Here is a 20,108-nt window from a genome sequence, read left to right on the forward strand (position 1 = left end):
TCATCAGCCGGCCTTAGTTGCCGGCTTTTTGTTAACTGCTATAGTGTTACTATTCAATTAGTTATTAAGATAACTGTGCGTATTTTCTTCCTTATAACCCTGGTTTGCCTGCCCTGTTACAGCATCGCCGGCGCAGCAAAGCTGTTGGAGCAAAACTTTGCCACGGCCATGGTGCTCACCAATGGCGAGTCAGTGAGCCTGGGTTATGGTCATTTCAGTAGTCCGGCGGCACTGTTTGATGACGACTCGCAAAGCGGCAATGAATTACGCCAAGACCTCAATGTGTTTAACGTGCCGTTTGGTATCAAAACCACCAGCCCAGAAATATTCAGTCAATATAACAGTGAGTTGCATCTGCAAGGCAGCTACATAGACCAAAAAAACAGCCTAAATCTTTTTAACCAAGAGAGCGCCGATAGCTTCGAAGAAAGCATCTATGGGTTTGGCGCCAACTGGATATTTGAGCGGCCAATCAGCTCTAAATGGTGGTTCGGTTTTGGCGCTCGTCTGCAGGGTTTTCGTTATTACAACGACTACGACTATAACTCTCAGCTCAGCAGGCGGGTATTGGCGCCCGCCCTCGATGGCAGCGTAGTTAACATCAGTGCCAACGCCCTTGTTGCCAGCCCGCATGTAGAGATGATGTACCGCCTACCTCGCCATTGGGGCTACTATGAATACAAAACCAGTTATAGTTATTACTACGGCACCACACTGGTGGAGCCTTCGGCCTTAGGTAAAATAAGGCCGGAGGGCTGGCGTTATCAAAATGGCATTAAGGCGCGTTTCGATACCGCGCATATAGGCCAGTTTACTCAGGCCATCTATATTAAGGCCCATCGCGTCGACCTAGGGGGCGACAGCGCCAGCTCCTTTGCTACGAATCATTTTTATGAATATGGGTAGGTATATTACTCGATACCAGCACCTGGTCTTCCTGGTTGGAAAATATCGGCATTGGCCTAAACTATCATCATGGCAGCGCCCTCGAAGGGGGCAGCATTGTGCTGTATTTTAACGAGTAGCTCGCTGACAATAACATAGAATAATGAGGTATTTATGCGCACGCCCCGGAAAATAGCAGATCAATACCGCGCCATTGTCAGCAGCATTGGCTTCTACCCGGCGATTATTATTACCCTCTTTATGTTGTTCGCCATGGTACTGGCTAATATAGAATACCAAAGCTGGGTAATGCGCATAAAGCAGGCCTGGCCGGTGCTCTTTGTTACCGATGTTGATACCGCCAAAACCCTGCTCGGTATCCTCGCCGGCGGCCTGATCTCGCTCACCGTGTTTAGCTTTTCCATGGTTATGGTGGTGTTAAACAATGCCGCCGCTACCTTGTCGCCACGGGTGTTGCCCGGGCTTATCTCCATCAAGGCGCACCAGTATGTGCTCGGCATGTATCTCGGCAGCATAGTCTTTACCCTGCTTACCCTGATGAATATCCACACCGAGGGGGAGACCTTGCAAACTCCGGCTTTAGGCACTTTTTTCGCTTTGGCCATAGGTATTTACAATCTGGTGCTCTTTGTATTCTTTATCCATTCCATTTCACGCTCCATCCAGGTCGACAGCGTACTGAATACCCTGTTTGCGCAAACCAATAAGCAACTGCAAAACCTGATCGCCTACCAAGACCCGAGAATTGCCGCCGCGGTGCCGAATTATTGTGATTGGTATCGACTCAAAAGCCCTCGCGCCGGCTACTTTAAGGGTGTGCATACCCAGCAACTGTGTAAACTGTTAGCACAACATGAGCTGCGTATGGTGACCGAGGTGGAGCCGGGGTTTTTCTGTGTTGAAGGCTTTCCCTATCTGGCGCTGGACAGAGATATTAGCGCCGATGAAGAGCTCTGCGAGCAAATTCATAAATGCAGCGTATTTTATATCGAGGAATACATAGGGGATCATTACAGTTATGGTCTGCGGCAAATTGCCGAAATTGCCATTAAGGCGCTCAGCCCAGGCATTAACGACCCAGGCACAGCGGTCAAGGCCATAGACATGCTTAGCATACTGACCATTGCCCGCCTGCATGTGGCGGATCATAACTACACCCTACTCAATACCGAACAGCAACAGTCGCCTTTGCTCTGGTTTTATGAGCCCAGTCTGGCATCCCTGCTGGAAGAGAATTTCGACCCCATCCGCCACTATGGCTGTAATGACACCACGGTACTGGTCAACCTGATTGAGGCGTTAAAGAATATTCTGTTTGTTTGTGAGCACAACCGAGAATATACCCAGGCACTGTATCGTTATGTGCAGGCCACGGTTTATGACGCCGAGCACTGTATTGACAACCCCTATGAGCGCGAGCGCATTAATCGCATGCTTACCCGTATGAATGAGGTCGCCAACAAGCGTGGCGACGATATTCATTTCAGCCTAAGCGACAAAGACGCCGAGCCCAGAGTTACCTTGCACAACTAAGCTTGGCCCCAGGCAGACTGCTGTTTCAGGGGAGACGCATGGGCTGCTGATCAGAGTTACGAGCGTGACAGTTAAGAGTTGCGAGCGCACGTGTGATAACTGGAAAATGAAAAAGCTGCCTTGTTCAGAATAGGAACTGGCAGCCTTCATTACTTAGCCTTTAACCAATACTTAGCGTTTAACCAGTGTGCCTTTTAGGGAAACGCCCGCCATTAAGAAGCCGGCGCCACATTCGAACTCGGTTTCACTGACAAATTCACGCTTTTTATAATAAGACTGGATATTCACCACCGCATTCATACCCTCACGCTTGGCGCGCTCCTGCAAGGCCTTTAAGGCGCTCAGCATCACCCATTGACAGGCTTCCTTGTCGGACTTATTAAAAGCATTGGTCTTTTGGTTAGTGGTCACCTCGCCGTAGGTTTCCTGCACCTCGCCATAAGCCTGATTACCGAAATACAGCGGCACATCAAGCAGGGCATTTTTAGCCTTAGTAGTTTCCAGCAATTCGGCGATATTGTATTGGCCTATATCGTCACGAGCCATGGCCGTATTTGCCGTTAGTGCCAATCCCAGTGCTAAAAATACTGATTTTTTCATCGTTAATTTCCCTCTACGTTATAAAACTTCCATGCCAGGCCGATGCCAAAGGCAAGATTATGATGTCGCTCAACCAAGGGGCTGTCGCGCCACACCGCATCCTTAATGCGGTAATACTTTACAAAACCACCGAGCCACCAGCGCTTGCTGTCGTAATTGACACCCACGGACAACTCGCTGCCGCTGTAACCGGATTGCGGCTTATATGCTTGGCGCTGCACCGTGCTTTGGTGCTCACCTACGCCGTAAAAATAATCAACATACTGGCTGCTGGCATAGTTAACTGCACCGCGGGCGGTGATGCTCACCGTTTGCTCAGCCTCTTGCCAAAGTAATTGCTGCCATTGCATATAAGGGCCCATACGAAAGCCGATATCATCAATGGAGGTGAAATCAGTAGCCAACGCCTTACGCACAAACAAACCGCTTTTCAGGTAGTTATCACTACGTGGCTGTCCGGCAAAATAATAATCCAAGGCTGGACCTAATTCAAATACCCAATCCAAGTCGTCCATACCCGAGCGGGCTTGATTGTCCTTGCTGTCCACCGCCAAACTGGCGGTCGCTGACACATCCAGGTGCCAGTTATCACTTTGCCACAAATAGCCCACAGCGCTGTTGCGGTCGACACTCATGCGTTCACTGCGATAACGCACATAGGGCAAGGGCACGGTATACTTGTTATGCTCACTCGAGCCGAGATAATGAGGTAAGGAGGTGGTAAAAATTCCCACGCCCAATTCCAGCTCACGGCTGCTTTTAATTGCGTCTTTCCCTGCCTTGTCTTCGACGTTTTGAACACTGTCCTCATTGACCCCCGCGGCAAACGCGGGGGTCAATGAACATAGCAAAAGCAGCACATATACCATCAATCCCTTGCGCATGGCTTAAACTCGCTTAAAGATCAAAGAGGTATTAATACCGCCGAAGGCAAAGTTATTACTCATCACGTAATCACAATCTAGTTCTGTGCCTTGTGTTAAGTAATCAAGCGGCGCACATTGCTCGTCCACCGAGTCTAGGTTGATGGTGGGCGCAAACCAGCCATCACGCATCATCTCGATACTGGCCCAGGCTTCAATGGCGCCACAGGCTCCCAAGGTATGGCCGAGGTAGCTCTTTAACGAGCTGATGGGCTTGGCGCCCAGGGCATTAAAGGTGGCATGAGATTCGGCGATATCACCACGATCCGTGGAGGTGCCATGAGCGTTAACATAACCTATCTGATCGGCACTAAGCTCGGCGTCTTGCAGCGCCATTTCAATGGCCACCTGCATGGTCTCACTGGTGGGCTGGGTGACATGCTGACCGTCAGAATTACAGCCAAAGCCGACGATTTCCGCCAATATGGTGGCACCGCGCGCCTTGGCGTGCTCATATTCTTCTAAGATCAGAGTCCCGGCCCCCTCGCCTATAACCAAACCGTCCCGTTTACTGTCGAAAGGACGCGGCGTTACCTTAGGGTTATCGTTGTTGCAACTGGTGGCGTACAGGGTGTCGAACACCGCCGCCTCGGTAACGCACAGCTCTTCGGCACCCCCGGCCACCATCAGCTTTTGGCGGCCGTACTTGATGGCTTCGTAGGCATAGCCTATGCCCTGAGAGCCCGAGGTACAAGCGGAGCTGGTGGTGATCACCCGGCCCTTAAGACCGAAAAATACACCGATATTCACCGGCGCCGTGTGCGCCATCATCTGAATATAGCTGGTGGCAGTCACGCCACTCATCTGCCCCGACTTCATCATATCGGCAAAGGCAATGAGCGGTGGTGTTGAGCCGGTAGATGAGCCATAGGCAATACCGGTATCACCATTGGTCAACGCCGGATGCCCCAGCAGCTCGGCCTGTTGCAAGGCACGTTCGGTGGCCACTGTGGCCATTAGGGCCACACGGCCCATGGAACGCACCATTTTGCGTTTATAATGGCTTGGGCGCTCAAAATGGGTGACAGGCGCCGCCAACTTGGTATTGAGATCGCTGATATCATCCCACTGCCCCATGGTTTGCACGGCATTTTCGCCACGCTCAAGGGCTGTACGGAAGCTCGACCAATCATCACCCAAGGCCGTAATACAGGACATGCCCGTAATCACCACACGTTTCATTATACTAATCCACCATTGACGGAAATAACCTGACGGGTAATGTAACCCGCCTGATCCGAGGCCAAGAAGGCCACGGTTGCAGCCACTTCATCGACACTGCCCATGCGTCGCATCGGCACATGTTCAAGCAGCATCTTGGTATCTAGCTCGGCGGTCATCTCGGTTTCAATCAAACCTGGCGCCACACAGTTTACCGTGATTTTACGCTTGGCCAGCTCCAGCGATAACGCCTTTGTAGCACCTATAATACCGGCCTTGGCGGCACTGTAGTTTACTTGGCCACGGTTTCCGGCGATACCCGACACGGAAGCCAAAGTAATAATTCGCCCCCCCTTGCGGGCACTGACCATGGGCATAACCACAGGGCGCACGACATTATAAAATCCATCAAGGCCTGTGCTTATCACAGTATCCCATTCCTCGTCTGTCATCGCCGGAAAGGCGGTGTCTCGGGTAACGCCTGCATTACACACCACGCCATAATAGGCGCCGTTGGCAGCGATATCCGCTTCCAGCTCTTGCTTGGCCAGGGCTCGGTCGGTGACATCAAAAACAAGAATATTAACCGCTCGACCTAAGGCGCTAATTTGCTCGGCTACCTGCTCGGCCAAGGCCACCTGCGAGCGGCAATGCAGCGTAATATCAAAACCTTGCTCTGCCAATTGCAGCGCCACGGCCTTACCGATCCCACGGCTAGAGCCGGTCACTAAAATACGTCTGTTCATTGATTTTCCTTAATAAATTTCATTGGATCGGCGGGTTGGAAAACATTAATTTTGGCTTCGACCAAACAATCACCCTGATCTTCAATACGACAAGCAAATACACTTAAGCCGGACTCGTCCTGGATCACCTTTTCGACCAGAATATCCAGCAAGATGCCCTTGTCAAAGCGCGGTTTATGACAGCGAATTTTACGACTGCCGAGAAGAAAACCAATTTTAATTTCCCGACTCTGATCCAGGTCATGGGCGCCGGCATAGGCAGCAATGGCCTGCGCCATATATTCGCTGCCGATATAACTTGGCACCGCACCCATCTGGGCATCATAAAAGGGGCTATTTTCGCGGATGCGCACCTGACAATGGGCACTGTCGTCGTCAAACGCAACGAGAGAGTCGATCAACACCATGGGCGGGCGATGAGCGATAAGTTCCGTCATGCTTATCTCACGCATCGACTGCTCCGATAATTAAACTGGCATTATTGCCACCAAAGGCAAAAGAATTACTCATACAGATTGTTGGAATTTTCATTATTGGTTGTTGTAATACTTGAATGGGCGCCAAATCGGCGTCCAGCGCATAACCACTGTGCCAAGGCAAAGGTGTTACCGATGGCGGTGCCTGCGCCCCTAAACGCTGTTGTTCGATAAGCAGCCAGCACAAGCCCGCTTCTATGGCGCCGGCAGCGCCCAAGGTGTGCCCGGTTAAGTGCTTGGTCGAGCTTACAGGCACAGCGTCGGTAAACAACTCGGCGATGGCCTTGGCTTCCATTTCATCATTTTTCGGCGTCGCCGTGCCATGGGCATTAACATAATCTATCTCGGCTGGGCTTAGCTTGGCTTGTGCCAAAGCCTGACACATGGCCGCAAGAGCACCGCTGCCGCTAGGCTCGGGCGCTGACATATGGTGCGCATCCGAGCTAGCACCGCTACCTAGTAGGGCACAAGAACTCTCGCCCAAATCGCGCTCGCGGCTCATTACAAAGAGCGCTGCTCCCTCACCTATATTAATGCCATCACGTTCACCACCAAAAGGCTGGCACAGGCCGCTGCTGGTCGACGCCAGGGCACTAAAGCCATTAATAGTAAGCTGACACAAGCTGTCGGCGCCTCCGCAGATCACCGCATCGGCTAAACCGGCGGCCAATAAACCCTTGGCACTGCTTAAAGCCTTGGCGCTGGAGCTGCAGGCCGTGGAAATACTGTAGGCAATACCTTCTAAACCTAGCTTTTCCTTGATATAGGCGGCGGGTGCGTCAAGAGCCTGCTGATCATAATGGTAATCCTCGGGCCAGTTGCCGGTCTGTGCTTTATGCTTGCGGGCCCGCTCACCGTCGTAAATATCGGCGGTGCTGGTACCGACAACCACGGCAATGCGCGCCGGACTATAGCGCTCGCGCATGCGCGCCAGCGTCGGTGCCAATTGCTGCAACGCAAGGTCTATAAGGCGGTTATTGCGCTGCTTGGCAGTTAAAGGAATTGCCTGCACCAGGCCCACATAAGGGTCTTGCTGATCCGTTTGGTCACCGTAATGTAAACCACAGCCCTGAGTTAGCGGAGTGATAGCACCGCCGGCTAACTCCTGGTTGGATAGCGCCTGTAAATGCTGCGCCTTATCCGTGCCCAAGGCGCTTACTATGCCTAAATCATTTAACCATGCCCTCATGGCTTCACCTCTTCAAAGCGGATCTCGTAGTGATGAATTTTATTGTTCAATATGATCACCTCGCCGCCATAACGTATATCCAGCAAGCTGGTATCATTTTGGCGCAGCTCGCGGATAAGTTCGCCGCCTTGGCGATATTCAATCAAGTGCGCCCCTTTTAAATGTTTATTTAATTGGGCCACAGGCCAATGTACCAGTTGAATATCGGCCAGGATATAACTTGGATCCAAATCCTCGGCGGCAATAAAGCGCTGGGCCGCCACGCCTTGCTCGGCGTTGTAGCTCAAGGTAAAAACGGGTAAACCGGCAGCGCTCATCAAGGCTAAACGCAGCTCGCCTTCGCCATTGATGGCCAATTGACTCAGCAGAGCCTGCTGAGTTTGTGCCTTGGTAACAAACATACGCTTTTGCCACTGACTGTTAAGCAGCTCAGAAGGCGGCGCGCTCAGTGCTAAGCCAACCTCGGCACTGAACATCACGGCTTTATCCTTTACCTCCGGCTCTACGGGGCTGTAACTGGCGCAACCGCTAAGCACTAAAAGTAGCAGCAGACATAAGCAGCGCATTAACAGGGCTCCATTTGGCACAATTGCGCCAACACATCTAATCGGCGCTCGCTTTGCACTACATAAGGGTTGTTCGCATCCCAGGCATAACCGGCGAGGATGGCACTGATCATACGGCGCACTTCATCGCTTTGCTCGGGATAGAAAATCACGTCCTGAAAGCGGGTGTCATACCAGGCATTAACAAAGGTTTTAAAGCACTCAACTCCGCGTTTAAGCGGGGTAGAAAACTGGCCTTCAAAGTCCGCCTGCTCACCGCGCAAATGCGCATCGACCACCGGGGCCACTAGGGAGGCGGATTTTAGCGCTATGGTCACCCCGGATGAAAATACCGGGTCTAAAAACTCGCCGGCATTGCCCAGTAGCGCATAATGTTTGCCATACAGGCTAGATACATCGGCGGAATAGCCGCCCAGGGTTTGCACCGGGTTAACGGCTTGCGCATCAGCCAGCAGGTCGGCCAGATTTGGCTCAGCCTTCACCTTGGCCCAGAGATTGTCCTCATTGCTAATAGAGGTATCAAAATGATGAGGCTCACCCACCACCCCCAAACTTGCGGTGCCATCGGCAAAAGGGATCAACCAATACCAGATATCTCTGTGCTCGGGATGCACACTGATCAAAATCTTATTGCGGTCAAAGCGACTGGCCTTGATGCCGTCTTTAACATGGCAAAAATAGGCGCTGCGCGATGGTAAGCTTGAGGGCTTATCCAAATCCAATAAACGCGGCAACACCCGACCAAAACCACTGGCATCAAGGACAAAGCGGCTATGCAGCTGGTATTGCTCCTCGCCTTGAGTTACCGTCAACAGCATGCCATCCTCTTGCTCGGTGATCGTCTGCACTCTATGGCCGTAACAGATATCCACGCCCTTGGCGGCGGCGGCATCGGCAAGCAGCTTGTCGAAATTAGCACGCTTTACCTGATAAGTGGTGCCGCGACCCGGGCTAAATTTATCGGTAAAGTCGATTTGGGTGTCTGTACCACGGTAGTGAAAGGCGGCGCCATTTTTAAACTGAAATGCCTGAGTTTCGGCATGCTCGTCCACCACCTTGTCCATGCCGGCCTCGGCGAGAAAGTGCATACACTGAGGTAACAGGCTCTCACCTATGGAAAATCGCGGAAAATGCTGCCCTTCCAAGACCTTTACCTGCCAACCCAATTGCTGTAACAAGGCACTGGCCAGGGCGCCTGATGGGCCCGCACCTATCACTACTACATCCACTGTACAATCATTGTTTGTCATTATTATTCTCGATACTTAAAGGTGCCAAAAAGTAAACCACCAGCAGCCCCAGTAATACGGCACCACCAAATTGGCTTATCGCAGGCGTTTTGGAAAAAATCAGCATGGCAAAGACCGCCAGCGACGACAGTGCCGACAGGCTAATTGCCACCAGGGTATGGGCACTGTGGCCGCCCTGACGATAAAAAATAAAGTAATCCACTGCCAGTGCCAACACCAGAATAAGCCCCAGGGTATGAAACACGGATATGGCGCTGAACTGGGCAATCACACTGACGATCAGCGCCGTGGCCAAAGCCAACCAAGCCGCCATTTTAAGGCCATGACGCCAGCCAAAGCTAAATACGAAAATCAATATAATGGCCACTGCCGCCAATAATAAGGCAAGGTGAATTCCACGATGAAAATGCGCCAACATGGCACTGAGCTGCCCCGGCACATCGACAATCGCCACATAATCGTAATGGGTACCTAGGATCTGTAATTGTGCTGCACTGACGGAGCTGACATTGAGCAGGGAATAGACAGCGCCATCAAGGTGCACCACATCGCTAAAGGCTTCATTCAGGGGGCCGCTGACAAAGGCATCATAATCCAATAGCGCTGCGCTCGTCGGTGCAATGGCTTGGCCGCTAAAGGCTTGCAATGGCGTAAATACGCCGCTTGCCACCGCCTTATTATAGGCCGCTGCATTCTCCTGCTGACGAGTCAGACTGGGCAAGGCACGGCTAAGGCCTTGTGCCCGAGCACCTTGCTCTTCCAACCAGGCGCTAATTTGCTCTTCGCGCCTCAGCAGCTGCTGCACATCCTCGCCCTTAAGGATTAAGCGCTGTATCGGCTCGGAGCCTTGTAAATACATCTGATGCTTAACTTGGGTGTCCATCAACTTGGCGCTGCTGGCATTAAAGCTGGCGATGGAGTCATTACTGGCAGGCATACGCCACCAGCTCAGTAGCACGCACAGCAGCGCCAGGACCAGGTAGACCTTGCCACTGTGGCATCTAGCCTGGCTTTGCCACTTAAGGCCAAGATCGGCACCCGATACTACAGAAGCACGAAAACTCAAGGTCATGGCCACAGGAGCCAGACAGAAGCGGGTAAACACCCAGGCACCTACTAAGCCGGCGACCACAAAGATGGCTACATCTTGCAGCAAGACCAAGGGTGCGCTAAGAAAACACAAATAGCCGATGGCGGTTGAACACAGCGCCAACAGCAGGCCACGTTTAAGGGCACGGGAATATCGGCCTTGCTGCGCGGCTTTGTCCGCTAAGGCATGAAACGCATAGTCTATGGCGACCCCAATCAAGGTGGTGGCAAAGACTAGGGTCAGTAGATGGATCTCCTGGCGCAGTAATAACAGCGCCAAAAGACCACTGAGTATGGCGGTACTCACCGTCAGCATACTCACCCACAAGGGCCAGGCACCGCGCAAGGACAAGAATACAAAAAGAGACAACAAGACAACGCTGGCAATACCAAAGCGGTTCATTTCCCATTTTGCCTGAGTGGCATTTTCGGCATTATGAAACAGTAAACCGGAATGACGCACTTGCACCCGGGGATAGCTTAGTTGTAACTGGTCTAAAAGCTCATCTATGGCCGCGGCGGTACGCTCTGTGGCACTGATGCTGCTTACACTTTCATGCGTTTGCGCCAGCAAAATCCACACCGGCTCACCCTGCTCATCCCGACCTTGTAATTTACCATCCACCAGAGTCAGGGCTTGCTCGCCACTGAGGGCACTGACAAAGCTGTAGGTGGCCAAGGACGTATCCCGGCTCAGGCTCTGGCTTAACCAGGGCGAGGCAGTTTGCGCCAACTGGCGCTGAAAGTAGTGATTAAATTGCGCGGGGTCGGCAATGGCCTGAGCATATTCAAGGCTCATCAGAGCGCCGCGATAAGGCGCATAAAAGTCGATAATTTGCGTTAACTGCGGCTGCTGCTCTTGCACCTTAAGGCCAGCGTGCGCCAAACCCTGAGCCAACTCTAGATAAGCTTGCTCACTGTTTGCACCTTGCAGCGAAAAAACCAGACGCTGTTGCTGCTCACCAAGCAGCTGTTGCTGGGCTCGATAAAAGTCTTGAGCCTGCTTGCCTGGGCTTTGCTCATTTGAAACGGGTGTCAACAAGGCCAGCATATCGCTTTTAATGGCAATGGGTTTGAGCTGCCACAGCAAGGCGATGCCTGCTACCAGCAGCAGAGGCATAAAAGTCAGGACCAAGGCACGGCTAACCCAATGTTTCATAGCTACTCTTGGCTTAGACCGGGCTCAAAGTTAAGGCTGATTTCAGTGGCCGTGCCGCTGTGCTCATACAAGCCAATAAAACGTACCCGCTCTTGGCTATCTAGGCAACTGATAAAGTGGCTAAACAGACCTTTGAGCTCTTGTGTGATGGGCGTGAGTTGCTGACATGAATAGGCGCTCTCTAACAAAGATGCCGGTGGCTGGGCCTCGCTGCTGGTAAAGAACTGCGCCAACTGCGCCTGATCTTGGGCTAATAAGGCTTGCAACAAACTGCTGTAAGGTCCGCTCTGGCCTTGACGGCGAAATTGACCATCCGCTTGGCGCTCAAACACACCATCACCATCGATTTTCAGCAAGGAATCGATGGGCGTCAGGGTATGCCATAACAGCTGCTCACTGCTTAGGGTAAATTCACCCTTGCTGATAAAGGGCTGGTTAAAACCGGCAAAGGTTTTCGCCTGGCTAAAATTGCCCTGCTCACTTTGGACCTTAGGCTCATTTGCAGCTGCGCTTGCCACACACATAAGCGTAAGCCATAGACTGACTAAAAGCTTTTTCATTACAGTACCTTGGCCAGTTTCTGCATTAAAATCGGCGGTGACACATATTGCATTTCACCGCTGTCTTGCGCAACCGCTACCTGCACCGTATAGGCCTTGGTCAGGCGCTTATTACTGGCGGCATCGAAGATCACATAGTCGATTTTTAAGCGTTGCTCATATTCTTTAAGGTAAGCCTCGACACGTATACGCTGGGTGAACAGCGCCGAGTCTATGTATTTTATGCGCATATCAACAATGGGCCAGGCATAGCCCGACTCAAGCATTTGCAAATAATCATAATCGAATTGGCGTAACAACTCACAACGCGCCACCTCCAGGTAGCGGGCATAGTTACCATGCCAAACGATATTCATGGGATCGCAATCGTGAAACGGGATCTCTATTTCAACTGAGCTAACCAGCAAGGCATTTTTATTATTCATACAGGTCCCAACGTTGCTGCACTATGTAATCCACCGTGGTGCGCAGGGTCTGCTCCAGTGGTCTGTCCTCAGTCAGGTTATCAAAATAGCGACAAACATCGCTATACATGGCACGAATATTTGTGCTTAAACCCTGCTCATCCACCTCACCACGAGCAATACGAATACGCAGTCCTTGTACTGCCGCCAACAGGGTACAGGCCAGCACCTGCTCGGTTAGTTGCAGCACCCGCATACAATCGCGAGCGGCTATGGTACCCATGCTTACCTTATCCTGGTTATGGCATTCGGTGGAGCGCGAAAATACGCTGGCGGGCATGGTCAGTTTCAAGGCTTCGGCGGTAAAGGAGGAAGCACCGATCTGCACCGCTTTAAAGCCGTGGTTGATGTACTTGCGCTCGTCATGGGCATCGCTCAAGTTGCTCGGCAGGCCATTGTTGTACTTGGTGTCCACCAAGGAGGCGATTTGTCTGTCGGCCAAGTCGGCCAGATTCGCCACCGCAGTTTTCATGCTGTCCATGGCCATGGCGATATGGCCGCCGTAGAAGTGACCACCATGCAACACATGCTCGCCCTGCCCATCGATAATGGGGTTGTCATTGGCGGAGTTCAGCTCGTTCTCGATAAACTGACGCAACCAGGGCAAGGAGTCCGCCAACACGCCAATGACATGGGGCGCGCAGCGAATCGAATAACGGTCCTGCAAACGCTCGGCATTGCGAGGATGACTATGATGATTCAGGTCATCGCGGATCCAGGCCGCTACCTGCTGCTGACCGCTGTGCGGTTTCACCGAGAATAAGATTTCATCGAAATGATGACTGTTGCCCTTGAGCGCCAAGGAGCTTAATGCGGTGATACGGGTTGCCAGCTTATGTAGGTAATTGGCGCGGTCAAAGGCCAAACAGGCAATGGCTGTCATCACCGCCGTACCATTCATAATCGCCAAGCCTTCTTTGGGGCGCAATGTGATGGGTTTCAGCCCTACCTTGGCAAAGGCGTCTTTGGCGGCCATCACCTCGCCTTGAAAATACACATCGCGCTCGCCTACTAATGCACCGGCCACATAAGAAAGCGGCGTGAGGTCGCCACTGGCGCCCACCGAGCCCTCTTGCGGGATCAAGGGCAGGATTTTATGGTTAAGCATATCGCGAAGCAAATGCAGCAGTTCCCAACTCACCCCGGAATAGCCCTGAGTCAGGGAGGTTAATCGGGTTGCCAAAATGGCGCGCGACTCGGCATGAGTAAAGTGAGCGCCCATGCCACAGCCGTGAAAACGGGTGAGATGCAAAGGCAGCTCTTGCACCAGCTCAAGGGGGATGCCTACGGTCACAGAGTCGCCGTAACCGGTAGTGACGCCGTAAATCACCCCTTCTTTTTCGAGCAGTTCATCTAAAAAGGCCACCGCCGAGTCTATTTTGCGCGCCAAGGCTTGGTCATTACTAATGTGTGCTAAAGTATCAGTGCGGGCAAAAGCAACGATATCTTCTATACGCAGCGGCGCAGCGCCAAACTCGATGGATTGAATACTAGACACGAACTACTTCTCCTTGTGGCGCACGCTGTCTTCATCGCGTTGCCAAAAATCGTAAAAATTGAACCATTGATAAGGGCATTGCAGCGTCACGCGCTGCAACTCTTGAGCGTAATCATCTATTACCTGAGCCAGGGCCTGCTGCCGGGTTTTACGCGGCAAGGATAAGGCCTCGCTGTAATGACTGAAATGGACGTCAAAGCCATCACCACTTCGGGTACAGAATAGCCAGTATATTGGGCACTCCAGTAGCGCCGCAAGAATAAAGGGCCCCTGCGCAAAAGGCGCCGGCTCGCCAAGGAAGGACGCATAGTGCACCCGCCCAACCGCACTGGTGCTAGTGCGATCGCCGACAATCACTACAAACTCACCCTGCTCGACCTTGCTTTTAAGTAAAATCGCCAGATCCGGGCCCATATCGCTGACCTGAATAAGGTTGACGCTGACATTGGGGTTAATGCGCCCCAAGGTGCGATTAAATTCCACCGCGTGCTCGGTAAACACCAGTACATTGATCACACAGTTTTGATGACGCATGCCCAAGGCCCGGCATACTTCCAGGTTGCCCAAGTGCGAGCCGATAAAAATGGCGCCTTGGCGGCGGGCCACCAAGTCATCAAACAGATGTTGATTCTGATAACGCAATTGCGCCGGCGTAATACGCCCAAGCCAGGCATCAATCTTATCAAAGGCGCTGTCGGCAAAGGTACAAAAATGTTTTAACCCAGTGCCAAAACTAGGCTTAGGTTGACTGGAGTCAAACGTGTGGAGACGGCGCCAATAATCAAGGGACGCACGGCGTGCTTTTCTGCCGCTGACATAGAAATAAAACACCACCACAAACATAAACAGCCAGAGCACCCGTCGGCCAAAGAGCTTATACACGCCAAGTAAAAACTGCATGCCAAGATAGCTGCCACGCTCTTTGGTTTTTGACCAATGTTGTTCGCTCATATCGTGCCGCTTACCTTTGACCACTGAGCTTACGCCATAGCAATTTAGGCAGGCGTACCAACATGCCGAAAAACAAGCGGGTGTGCAGCCAGCTGATCTTAAGGTTATCGGCCAGTGGCTGAAAATGCGACACCCCGTCTTCTGGGTAAATCACTTGGGTGTCAACAAAACGCGAAGGCGTACCGCGCCAATACATGCGCACCATGATCTCAATATCAAAATCCATGCGTTTACCCAGCTCGCAGCGTGCAAATAGCGCCATACAAGGTGCCAGTGGATATACGCGAAAGCCGCACATGGAGTCTTTAATGGACAGGCTCAGGGTTTCTACCCAGACCCAAAAATGGGTGATATAGCGACTTAAATATCTGTGTTTGGGGACCGAGTCGTCATACAGGGGACGACCACTGATAATGGCCTCTGGATTTTCCCGGGAACATTCTACCAGTCGGTTCATATCCGCTAGGCAATGTTGGCCATCGGCATCCACCTGCAGGGCATGGCTGTAACCGTTTTCATATGCCCAGCGCAGACCGGTTTGCACCGCTCCGCCCTTGCCCTGATTGATTTGATGGCGTAGCAGGGTCAAATCCCTGTATTGCTGCGCCAGCTCGTCGAAGTATTTTTGCGCCTCGGCATGACTGCCATCATCGACCATGACTATCTTGTAACCGGCACCACTTAATTGCGCCAGCACCTGATCAATGGCATGGGTATGGTTGTAGTTAGGAATGACGATACACAAGTTCATGGCTTAGCTCGCAAAGACCAGGCGGCCACTGGCATGCTGACCCTTTTCAGAATGATAACTAAAGAGCACCTTTTCGTTATTTTTCTTGGCCAATTGCAGCGTCACTTCCAGTTCTGGGGTCATCACCACCTGAAACTTCAATACCTCGATATCGGCTATCTCCCCGATCATGCCCAGATATTGACGAGCGTATTGCACCGCCCAATCAAGTTGCACGACACCAGCAAGGATAGGCGCACCCGGAAAGTGGCCACGAAAATAATCGAGCTCGGGTTGTAAATACAAGGTCAGCGCAACCTGGTCGTCCGTTTGTTCAATGGCGCGGATCTGCGGCTCGGTTATCACTAGATCAGACAAAATATTGCTCCAATTGCGAATAAATCAGCTTGCCCTGACTGTTGTAGGGGAGCTGCTCAAAATAACGCCATTTACGCGGTACACACACGGCTTCAAATTCCTGCCCCAGCCAGGCCTTTAACTGCACGGTGATTTCCCTGCTGGAAGCCTGCGATTCACCTGCATTGCTAAGTGCCACCAAGGCACCTAAACGCCCCGAAGAGAGTTGCAGCAGCGCACAGGCGCGCACCAGAGGGTGCTGGCGCAAACGCGCTTCCATACCAACCAGGTCGACCCTTTTTTCCGCTACCTTCACGGTTCTATCGGCGCGCCCGAGTAACAAAAATCGGCCATCACTCAATACCTGGCCCTTGTCATCCAACAGCCGGATTGGCTCGTCTATCAAGGGGGATTGCAGCGCCAAGCGGCCCTCGTCTGTGCTTAGACTGATGCCAGCAAAAGGCTGCCAGGGCGTTGCCGTCGTCGAAAGCACACTGCGATAGCCTATGCCGCCGGTTTCCGTGCTGCCATAAACCTGCACTACGCCTTGATGTAACTGCTCCGCCAAGGTAATGGCATCTGAGTCCGCCAAGGGTCCACCGGAGGAAAATATGCGCTCTATCTGTGCACGCTTCGGCACCAGAACATTGTCATCCACAAGCCGGGATAGCTGAGCTGGCGAGGCACCACCAGCCAACGCCGATGATCGCCAAGTCGCTTGGCTAAATGCTCTGGGTATTGGTAACTGCTGGCTTCGAAGAAGTGCCCAAAACGCAGCGGCCACAGCAGTTTAAATAACAGCCCATAAATATGCTGGTGCGACACCATGGCCACAAAGGACAGATGTTCGGGCTTAGGCTCGGCGCAGATAAAGGTCTGCTCCAGGGTTTCTAGTTCACAGTTAATGGCATCCCAAGATTTATAAATGGCCTTGGCAGGACCGCTGGAGCCCGAAGTGAAAAACACCAGGCTGCCGGAGCCCTGAGCGCTGCCGGGCCAGTGTAAATCGCACGCCAATGAAGAATCTGGGGCAAAGGCGTCCACACAGGTAAAGCCAGGCGGGCTATCCGCCTCCAACTCACCGGCATAGAAACTGGTGATCTTTTGCAAATCACACAAGGTTTGTGGCTGAGCGTTAGGAGGTAAAACAATATCCAGCGGCAATTGCGCCAATGCCAGCAAACGCGCTGCAAACTCTATGCTATCGCTGTGATACAGCAACACCGAGGAGCCGGCTTCAAGAGACGCATAACGGCGATAAAAACTCTCGACTAAAGCAAGAAATTGTGCGCTGCTAAAAGCACAGCCGTCACGGCTGGCCATGTGCTCACCGAGGAGGTTTTTTAAGTTATACAAGCTTGCCCTGCCTTTTTAACCACAGCCTATAAGTCCACTCGCTGGCGGCCAAAAGGCCGATAAGCACATAGGCGATAAAGCCGTTATACCAGGTCCACAAAGCCACATCACCAAGCCAGACCGTGTAGGTGGCGGCGATACCATTGAGGACAAAAAAGGCACACCAGATCATGGTCACCTTACGGGTATAGCGTACGCCTTGCTCACTCAATTGTGGCTCCTGCAAGCGGGCAAAACGCTCCACCATGCTCTGCTTTTGCAGCAAACTTAGGGCAAAGGTGATGGCCATAATCAGGTTCACCATAATCGGGTAGAGTTGCAGCCACAGGGATGAGCCGCGCATTAGCGCCATCAACACCAGCAGCAAGCCAACGGCGGAGATAGGTAATAGCCAGTTGCCAATAGCCTTGTGGCGCAGCGCCAACAGCACGCGCCCTGTTAATAAGGCCGCCAACAGCCAGGCTACCTGTTGCTCATACCCCCGGCTTAAGCCCAGGTAAACCAAGACAGGATAAGCCAAAAGGCACAAGGAGATCAGTGCATTCACTATGCCTTTAAGCATGATTAATTAACGAGTTGTTCTACTTCTTTTACTACGTCCGCTACGGTACGCACCTGTTTAAAGGCTTCCGGCTCGATTTTCTTACCGGTGATTTCTCTTAGTTTCACAACCAAATCAACGGCGTCGATACTGTCTAAGTCCAGCTCTTCGTATAGGTTGGCATCCATACTGATGTCGTCGGCGTCGATTTCAAAGTCATTCTCTAAAATGCCACGTAATACGTCGTAAATTTCAGCAGCAGTTTTCATCTTCTATTCCACTATTAAGCGTTGTTGCGCGATTGTTCAATAAACTCAGCCAATGCATTGATAGATGCAAAGTGAGCCTTCGTTTGTTCTGAGTTAGCGTCGATTTTTACATCGAATGCCTTTTTAATGGCCAGACCCAATTCCAGCGCATCGATACTATCTAGGCCAAGGCCGTCAATGAACAAGGGCTCACTGTCGTCTATGTCTGCTACTTCGATGTCTTCCAGATCTAAGCTGGTAATAATTAGTTGTTTTAGTTCTAGTTTTAAATCACTCATAAATTCGCTACTTGATTATGAAAATAAGTTTCTAAGTGTTTGGTCAAGCCCCGCGATTGCATGCTCATGGGTTCATGCTCATGGCCCTGCCAGGGCTGCGGTTGCTCGGCGGCAATATGCATCGAAAAATGCGCTTTCTTCGGTGCCACCTTATACCAGGGCGTGCCCTTGGTCAGGGTGCTGGGCTTCATGGTGATCAGCACCGAGGTGATCACCGAGCCCGAAGGCAAACCACAGCGCAAAGCAATATTGGCAGCCCCGCGTTTAAATTTTTGCAGTGAGCCTTTGTCAGAGCGCGTTCCCTCGGGGAAAATAATCAAATTATTGCCCGCGGCTAACGAGCGACAACAATCCACCAGCAAGCCTTCGGGATCATCATTACTGATATAGCCGGTGCTTTGAATAACGCCGCGCATAAAGGGGTTTTTAAACAAATGCGCCTTAACCACGCAATCGGCCCTTGGCACAGAGGCAATCAGCACCACCACATCAATTAAACTCGGATGATTGGCAAGGATCAGCTGCCCGCGTAAGTTTTTAAAGGCATCGCGGTTGTGAACATGAAAACCTATCACCCCCAAGGTATCCATCACAGCCACAAAAAAGCGAAAAGTGTAATGCACCAGCTTTCGCGCCTTGCGCTGACGCACCTCGGTTTGCCGGTAAATTAACCGCTGCAAAGGCAGGATGGTCAGGCTTAAGATCATACCACCGAGACCAAAGAGAGCAAAACAAAAACCCGTGCCAAGCACGCGCCAACAGTAGTTGAGCTTGCTAATCATAGTGCAACCGCCATCCACTAAGCTCAATGCTTTTTTGCTCGTGCAGGGCCAGCGCTAAACTCAGCGCTGCAGCCACTGTAGGCTTGGTTGTTCCATCGCCTTGTTCAAGGCGTACAGCAGCACCATTATTTATGGCCTCAGAGTTTGTGCTCAGCACCAAGGCAAGGCAATGATCCACTTGCGGCTCATCGGCAAACTCCTGATACAGCTCGGGCAAGGTTTGATCGGCATGGATCACCATCACCCGCTCAACCTCTGGGTCTTGCAGCTGAATATAGGCCTCACACAGGGCGCTGTTAATGCTGTTGTTGCCGCTGGCCAAGGCGACAATGGGCGCCTTGTTATTGGTCAGAATCGATAAGAGTCCGGCTACGGCGTTATGTACCGACAAGCCAAACTGAGTAGGTGATAAGGGTTCATGCGCTTGAAGTTGTGCCAGCAAGTCCGACGTTTTATGCAGATCACCATGGCGGGATGAGAAAATAATCGGCAGCGGCTGAGCATCAGGGTTTACCTTATGGGCACAACTGAGGATCATCTTGGCAAAAGCGCTTAAACGGCGGCGTTGAATGGGCTTGACCCAACTGACATCAAGCGCAATAAATTCTGACGCCAATGCATCTAAGAGTTTATTGAGCTCAATATTTTCTGTTAAGGCTGGCTGCGCCGCATATACGGCCAACTTTTCGACAGCACACTTCATCGCCAAAAGTCCGTTTATTCA

Annotated in this window: 23 protein-coding genes and 1 pseudogene; 2 read left to right on the forward strand and 22 right to left on the reverse strand. The window is 51.8% G+C overall.

Features of this window, described 5'->3' with window-relative positions; genetic code table 11:
* Nucleotides 1–75: 75 nt before the first annotated feature.
* Together C2M24_RS08435 and C2M24_RS08445 are read left to right on the forward strand one after the other, a co-directional pair.
* Nucleotides 76–1,025 (forward strand): annotated as a pseudogene (locus tag C2M24_RS08435) (Solitary outer membrane autotransporter beta-barrel domain).
* Between the two features lie 34 nt (nt 1,026–1,059).
* Entirely contained in the window at nt 1,060–2,439 is a 1,380-nt protein-coding gene (locus C2M24_RS08445) for a DUF2254 domain-containing protein (protein WP_105214164.1), read from the forward strand.
* Between the two features lie 171 nt (nt 2,440–2,610).
* Here C2M24_RS08445 and C2M24_RS08450 read toward each other — a convergent pair whose 3' ends face one another.
* Genes C2M24_RS08450 through C2M24_RS08555 form a run of 22 tightly spaced genes read right to left on the reverse strand, consistent with a single transcriptional unit; the run spans nt 2,611 to nt 20,087 of the window.
* Nucleotides 2,611–3,039 (reverse strand): excinuclease ABC subunit A, encoded by a 429-nt coding sequence (locus tag C2M24_RS08450; RefSeq protein WP_105201455.1) that lies wholly within the window; start codon nt 3,037–3,039, stop codon nt 2,611–2,613.
* 2 nt (nt 3,040–3,041) lie between these two features.
* Complete coding sequence (locus C2M24_RS08455; RefSeq protein ID WP_105214166.1) at nt 3,042–3,923, reverse strand: MipA/OmpV family protein; 882 nt, start codon at nt 3,921–3,923, stop codon at nt 3,042–3,044.
* A gap of 3 nt (nt 3,924–3,926) precedes the next feature.
* On the reverse strand, nt 3,927–5,144 hold the full coding sequence (locus C2M24_RS08460; RefSeq protein ID WP_105214168.1) for a beta-ketoacyl-ACP synthase: 1,218 nt from the start codon (nt 5,142–5,144) through the stop codon (nt 3,927–3,929).
* Entirely contained in the window at nt 5,144–5,869 is a 726-nt protein-coding gene (gene fabG / locus C2M24_RS08465) for a 3-oxoacyl-ACP reductase FabG (protein ID WP_105214170.1), read from the reverse strand. The genes C2M24_RS08460 and fabG overlap by 1 nt, the downstream gene beginning before the upstream one ends.
* Nucleotides 5,866–6,321, reverse strand: a complete 456-nt coding sequence (locus tag C2M24_RS08470) for an ApeP family dehydratase (protein ID WP_105214172.1) — start codon at nt 6,319–6,321, stop codon at nt 5,866–5,868. Before C2M24_RS08470 ends, fabG begins: the two co-directional genes overlap by 4 nt.
* A complete protein-coding gene (locus C2M24_RS08475; protein WP_105214174.1) occupies nt 6,314–7,534 on the reverse strand; it encodes a beta-ketoacyl-ACP synthase in 1,221 nt (406 codons plus the stop codon). Before C2M24_RS08475 ends, C2M24_RS08470 begins: the two co-directional genes overlap by 8 nt.
* Nucleotides 7,531–8,100, reverse strand: coding sequence for a DUF3261 domain-containing protein (locus C2M24_RS08480; RefSeq protein WP_105201461.1), 570 nt, complete (start codon nt 8,098–8,100; stop codon nt 7,531–7,533). The genes C2M24_RS08475 and C2M24_RS08480 overlap by 4 nt, the downstream gene beginning before the upstream one ends.
* Nucleotides 8,100–9,350: an NAD(P)/FAD-dependent oxidoreductase gene (locus C2M24_RS08485; RefSeq protein ID WP_105214176.1), complete on the reverse strand. Its 1,251-nt coding sequence runs from the start codon at nt 9,348–9,350 to the stop codon at nt 8,100–8,102. The genes C2M24_RS08480 and C2M24_RS08485 overlap by 1 nt, the downstream gene beginning before the upstream one ends.
* A complete protein-coding gene (locus C2M24_RS08490) occupies nt 9,337–11,598 on the reverse strand; it encodes a hypothetical protein (protein ID WP_105214178.1) in 2,262 nt (753 codons plus the stop codon). The genes C2M24_RS08485 and C2M24_RS08490 overlap by 14 nt, the downstream gene beginning before the upstream one ends.
* A gap of 2 nt (nt 11,599–11,600) precedes the next feature.
* The gene (locus C2M24_RS08495) at nt 11,601–12,158 is read right to left on the reverse strand and encodes a LolA family protein (RefSeq protein WP_105214180.1); all 558 of its coding nucleotides are present in this window, start codon (nt 12,156–12,158) and stop codon (nt 11,601–11,603) included.
* Nucleotides 12,158–12,583 carry an acyl-CoA thioesterase gene (locus C2M24_RS08500; RefSeq protein WP_105214182.1) on the reverse strand — a complete coding sequence of 142 codons (426 nt, stop codon included), beginning with the start codon at nt 12,581–12,583 and terminating at the stop codon, nt 12,158–12,160. Before C2M24_RS08500 ends, C2M24_RS08495 begins: the two co-directional genes overlap by 1 nt.
* The gene (locus C2M24_RS08505; protein ID WP_105214184.1) at nt 12,576–14,120 is read right to left on the reverse strand and encodes an HAL/PAL/TAL family ammonia-lyase; all 1,545 of its coding nucleotides are present in this window, start codon (nt 14,118–14,120) and stop codon (nt 12,576–12,578) included. Before C2M24_RS08505 ends, C2M24_RS08500 begins: the two co-directional genes overlap by 8 nt.
* A gap of 3 nt (nt 14,121–14,123) precedes the next feature.
* A complete protein-coding gene (locus C2M24_RS08510) occupies nt 14,124–15,071 on the reverse strand; it encodes an LpxL/LpxP family acyltransferase (protein WP_105214186.1) in 948 nt (315 codons plus the stop codon).
* 10 nt (nt 15,072–15,081) lie between these two features.
* The gene (locus C2M24_RS08515; protein WP_105214199.1) at nt 15,082–15,822 is read right to left on the reverse strand and encodes a glycosyltransferase family 2 protein; all 741 of its coding nucleotides are present in this window, start codon (nt 15,820–15,822) and stop codon (nt 15,082–15,084) included.
* 3 nt (nt 15,823–15,825) lie between these two features.
* The gene (locus C2M24_RS08520) at nt 15,826–16,179 is read right to left on the reverse strand and encodes an ApeI family dehydratase (protein ID WP_105214201.1); all 354 of its coding nucleotides are present in this window, start codon (nt 16,177–16,179) and stop codon (nt 15,826–15,828) included.
* Nucleotides 16,172–16,798, reverse strand: a complete 627-nt coding sequence (locus C2M24_RS08525) for a hypothetical protein (protein WP_158683735.1) — start codon at nt 16,796–16,798, stop codon at nt 16,172–16,174. The genes C2M24_RS08520 and C2M24_RS08525 overlap by 8 nt, the downstream gene beginning before the upstream one ends.
* Nucleotides 16,777–17,514 (reverse strand): hypothetical protein, encoded by a 738-nt coding sequence (locus C2M24_RS08530; protein WP_105214205.1) that lies wholly within the window; start codon nt 17,512–17,514, stop codon nt 16,777–16,779. The genes C2M24_RS08525 and C2M24_RS08530 overlap by 22 nt, the downstream gene beginning before the upstream one ends.
* Complete coding sequence (locus tag C2M24_RS08535; protein WP_105201471.1) at nt 17,507–18,076, reverse strand: hypothetical protein; 570 nt, start codon at nt 18,074–18,076, stop codon at nt 17,507–17,509. The genes C2M24_RS08530 and C2M24_RS08535 overlap by 8 nt, the downstream gene beginning before the upstream one ends.
* Before the next feature lie 2 nt (nt 18,077–18,078).
* Nucleotides 18,079–18,324: an acyl carrier protein gene (locus C2M24_RS08540; protein ID WP_105201472.1), complete on the reverse strand. Its 246-nt coding sequence runs from the start codon at nt 18,322–18,324 to the stop codon at nt 18,079–18,081.
* A gap of 14 nt (nt 18,325–18,338) precedes the next feature.
* The gene (locus C2M24_RS08545) at nt 18,339–18,602 is read right to left on the reverse strand and encodes a phosphopantetheine-binding protein (protein ID WP_105189045.1); all 264 of its coding nucleotides are present in this window, start codon (nt 18,600–18,602) and stop codon (nt 18,339–18,341) included.
* A complete protein-coding gene (locus C2M24_RS08550; protein ID WP_199774383.1) occupies nt 18,599–19,384 on the reverse strand; it encodes a lysophospholipid acyltransferase family protein in 786 nt (261 codons plus the stop codon). The genes C2M24_RS08545 and C2M24_RS08550 overlap by 4 nt, the downstream gene beginning before the upstream one ends.
* Nucleotides 19,377–20,087: a beta-ketoacyl synthase chain length factor gene (locus C2M24_RS08555; protein ID WP_105214207.1), complete on the reverse strand. Its 711-nt coding sequence runs from the start codon at nt 20,085–20,087 to the stop codon at nt 19,377–19,379. Before C2M24_RS08555 ends, C2M24_RS08550 begins: the two co-directional genes overlap by 8 nt.
* Between the last annotated feature and the right edge of the window lie 21 nt (nt 20,088–20,108).

Origin of the sequence: Pseudoalteromonas sp. T1lg22, from assembly GCF_002964645.1 — a bacterium.
In the GTDB taxonomy this organism is placed as follows: domain Bacteria; phylum Pseudomonadota; class Gammaproteobacteria; order Enterobacterales; family Alteromonadaceae; genus Pseudoalteromonas.

What these genes read in the sequence shown, in the direction of transcription:
- C2M24_RS08445 (WP_105214164.1), top strand. Translation starts at nt 1,060, where the DNA reads ATGCGCACGCCCCGGAAAATAGCAGATCAATACCGCGCCATTGTCAGC.
- C2M24_RS08450 (WP_105201455.1), bottom strand. Translation starts at nt 3,039, where the DNA reads ATGAAAAAATCAGTATTTTTAGCACTGGGATTGGCACTAACGGCAAAT.
- C2M24_RS08455 (WP_105214166.1), bottom strand. Translation starts at nt 3,923, where the DNA reads ATGCGCAAGGGATTGATGGTATATGTGCTGCTTTTGCTATGTTCATTG.
- C2M24_RS08460 (WP_105214168.1), bottom strand. Translation starts at nt 5,144, where the DNA reads ATGAAACGTGTGGTGATTACGGGCATGTCCTGTATTACGGCCTTGGGT.
- fabG (WP_105214170.1), bottom strand. Translation starts at nt 5,869, where the DNA reads ATGAACAGACGTATTTTAGTGACCGGCTCTAGCCGTGGGATCGGTAAG.
- C2M24_RS08470 (WP_105214172.1), bottom strand. Translation starts at nt 6,321, where the DNA reads ATGCGTGAGATAAGCATGACGGAACTTATCGCTCATCGCCCGCCCATG.
- C2M24_RS08475 (WP_105214174.1), bottom strand. Translation starts at nt 7,534, where the DNA reads ATGAGGGCATGGTTAAATGATTTAGGCATAGTAAGCGCCTTGGGCACG.
- C2M24_RS08480 (WP_105201461.1), bottom strand. Translation starts at nt 8,100, where the DNA reads ATGCGCTGCTTATGTCTGCTGCTACTTTTAGTGCTTAGCGGTTGCGCC.
- C2M24_RS08485 (WP_105214176.1), bottom strand. Translation starts at nt 9,350, where the DNA reads ATGACAAACAATGATTGTACAGTGGATGTAGTAGTGATAGGTGCGGGC.
- C2M24_RS08490 (WP_105214178.1), bottom strand. Translation starts at nt 11,598, where the DNA reads ATGAAACATTGGGTTAGCCGTGCCTTGGTCCTGACTTTTATGCCTCTG.
- C2M24_RS08495 (WP_105214180.1), bottom strand. Translation starts at nt 12,158, where the DNA reads ATGAAAAAGCTTTTAGTCAGTCTATGGCTTACGCTTATGTGTGTGGCA.
- C2M24_RS08500 (WP_105214182.1), bottom strand. Translation starts at nt 12,583, where the DNA reads ATGAATAATAAAAATGCCTTGCTGGTTAGCTCAGTTGAAATAGAGATC.
- C2M24_RS08510 (WP_105214186.1), bottom strand. Translation starts at nt 15,071, where the DNA reads ATGAGCGAACAACATTGGTCAAAAACCAAAGAGCGTGGCAGCTATCTT.
- C2M24_RS08515 (WP_105214199.1), bottom strand. Translation starts at nt 15,822, where the DNA reads ATGAACTTGTGTATCGTCATTCCTAACTACAACCATACCCATGCCATT.
- C2M24_RS08535 (WP_105201471.1), bottom strand. Translation starts at nt 18,076, where the DNA reads ATGCTTAAAGGCATAGTGAATGCACTGATCTCCTTGTGCCTTTTGGCT.
- C2M24_RS08540 (WP_105201472.1), bottom strand. Translation starts at nt 18,324, where the DNA reads ATGAAAACTGCTGCTGAAATTTACGACGTATTACGTGGCATTTTAGAG.
- C2M24_RS08545 (WP_105189045.1), bottom strand. Translation starts at nt 18,602, where the DNA reads ATGAGTGATTTAAAACTAGAACTAAAACAACTAATTATTACCAGCTTA.
- C2M24_RS08550 (WP_199774383.1), bottom strand. Translation starts at nt 19,384, where the DNA reads ATGATTAGCAAGCTCAACTACTGTTGGCGCGTGCTTGGCACGGGTTTT.
- C2M24_RS08555 (WP_105214207.1), bottom strand. Translation starts at nt 20,087, where the DNA reads ATGAAGTGTGCTGTCGAAAAGTTGGCCGTATATGCGGCGCAGCCAGCC.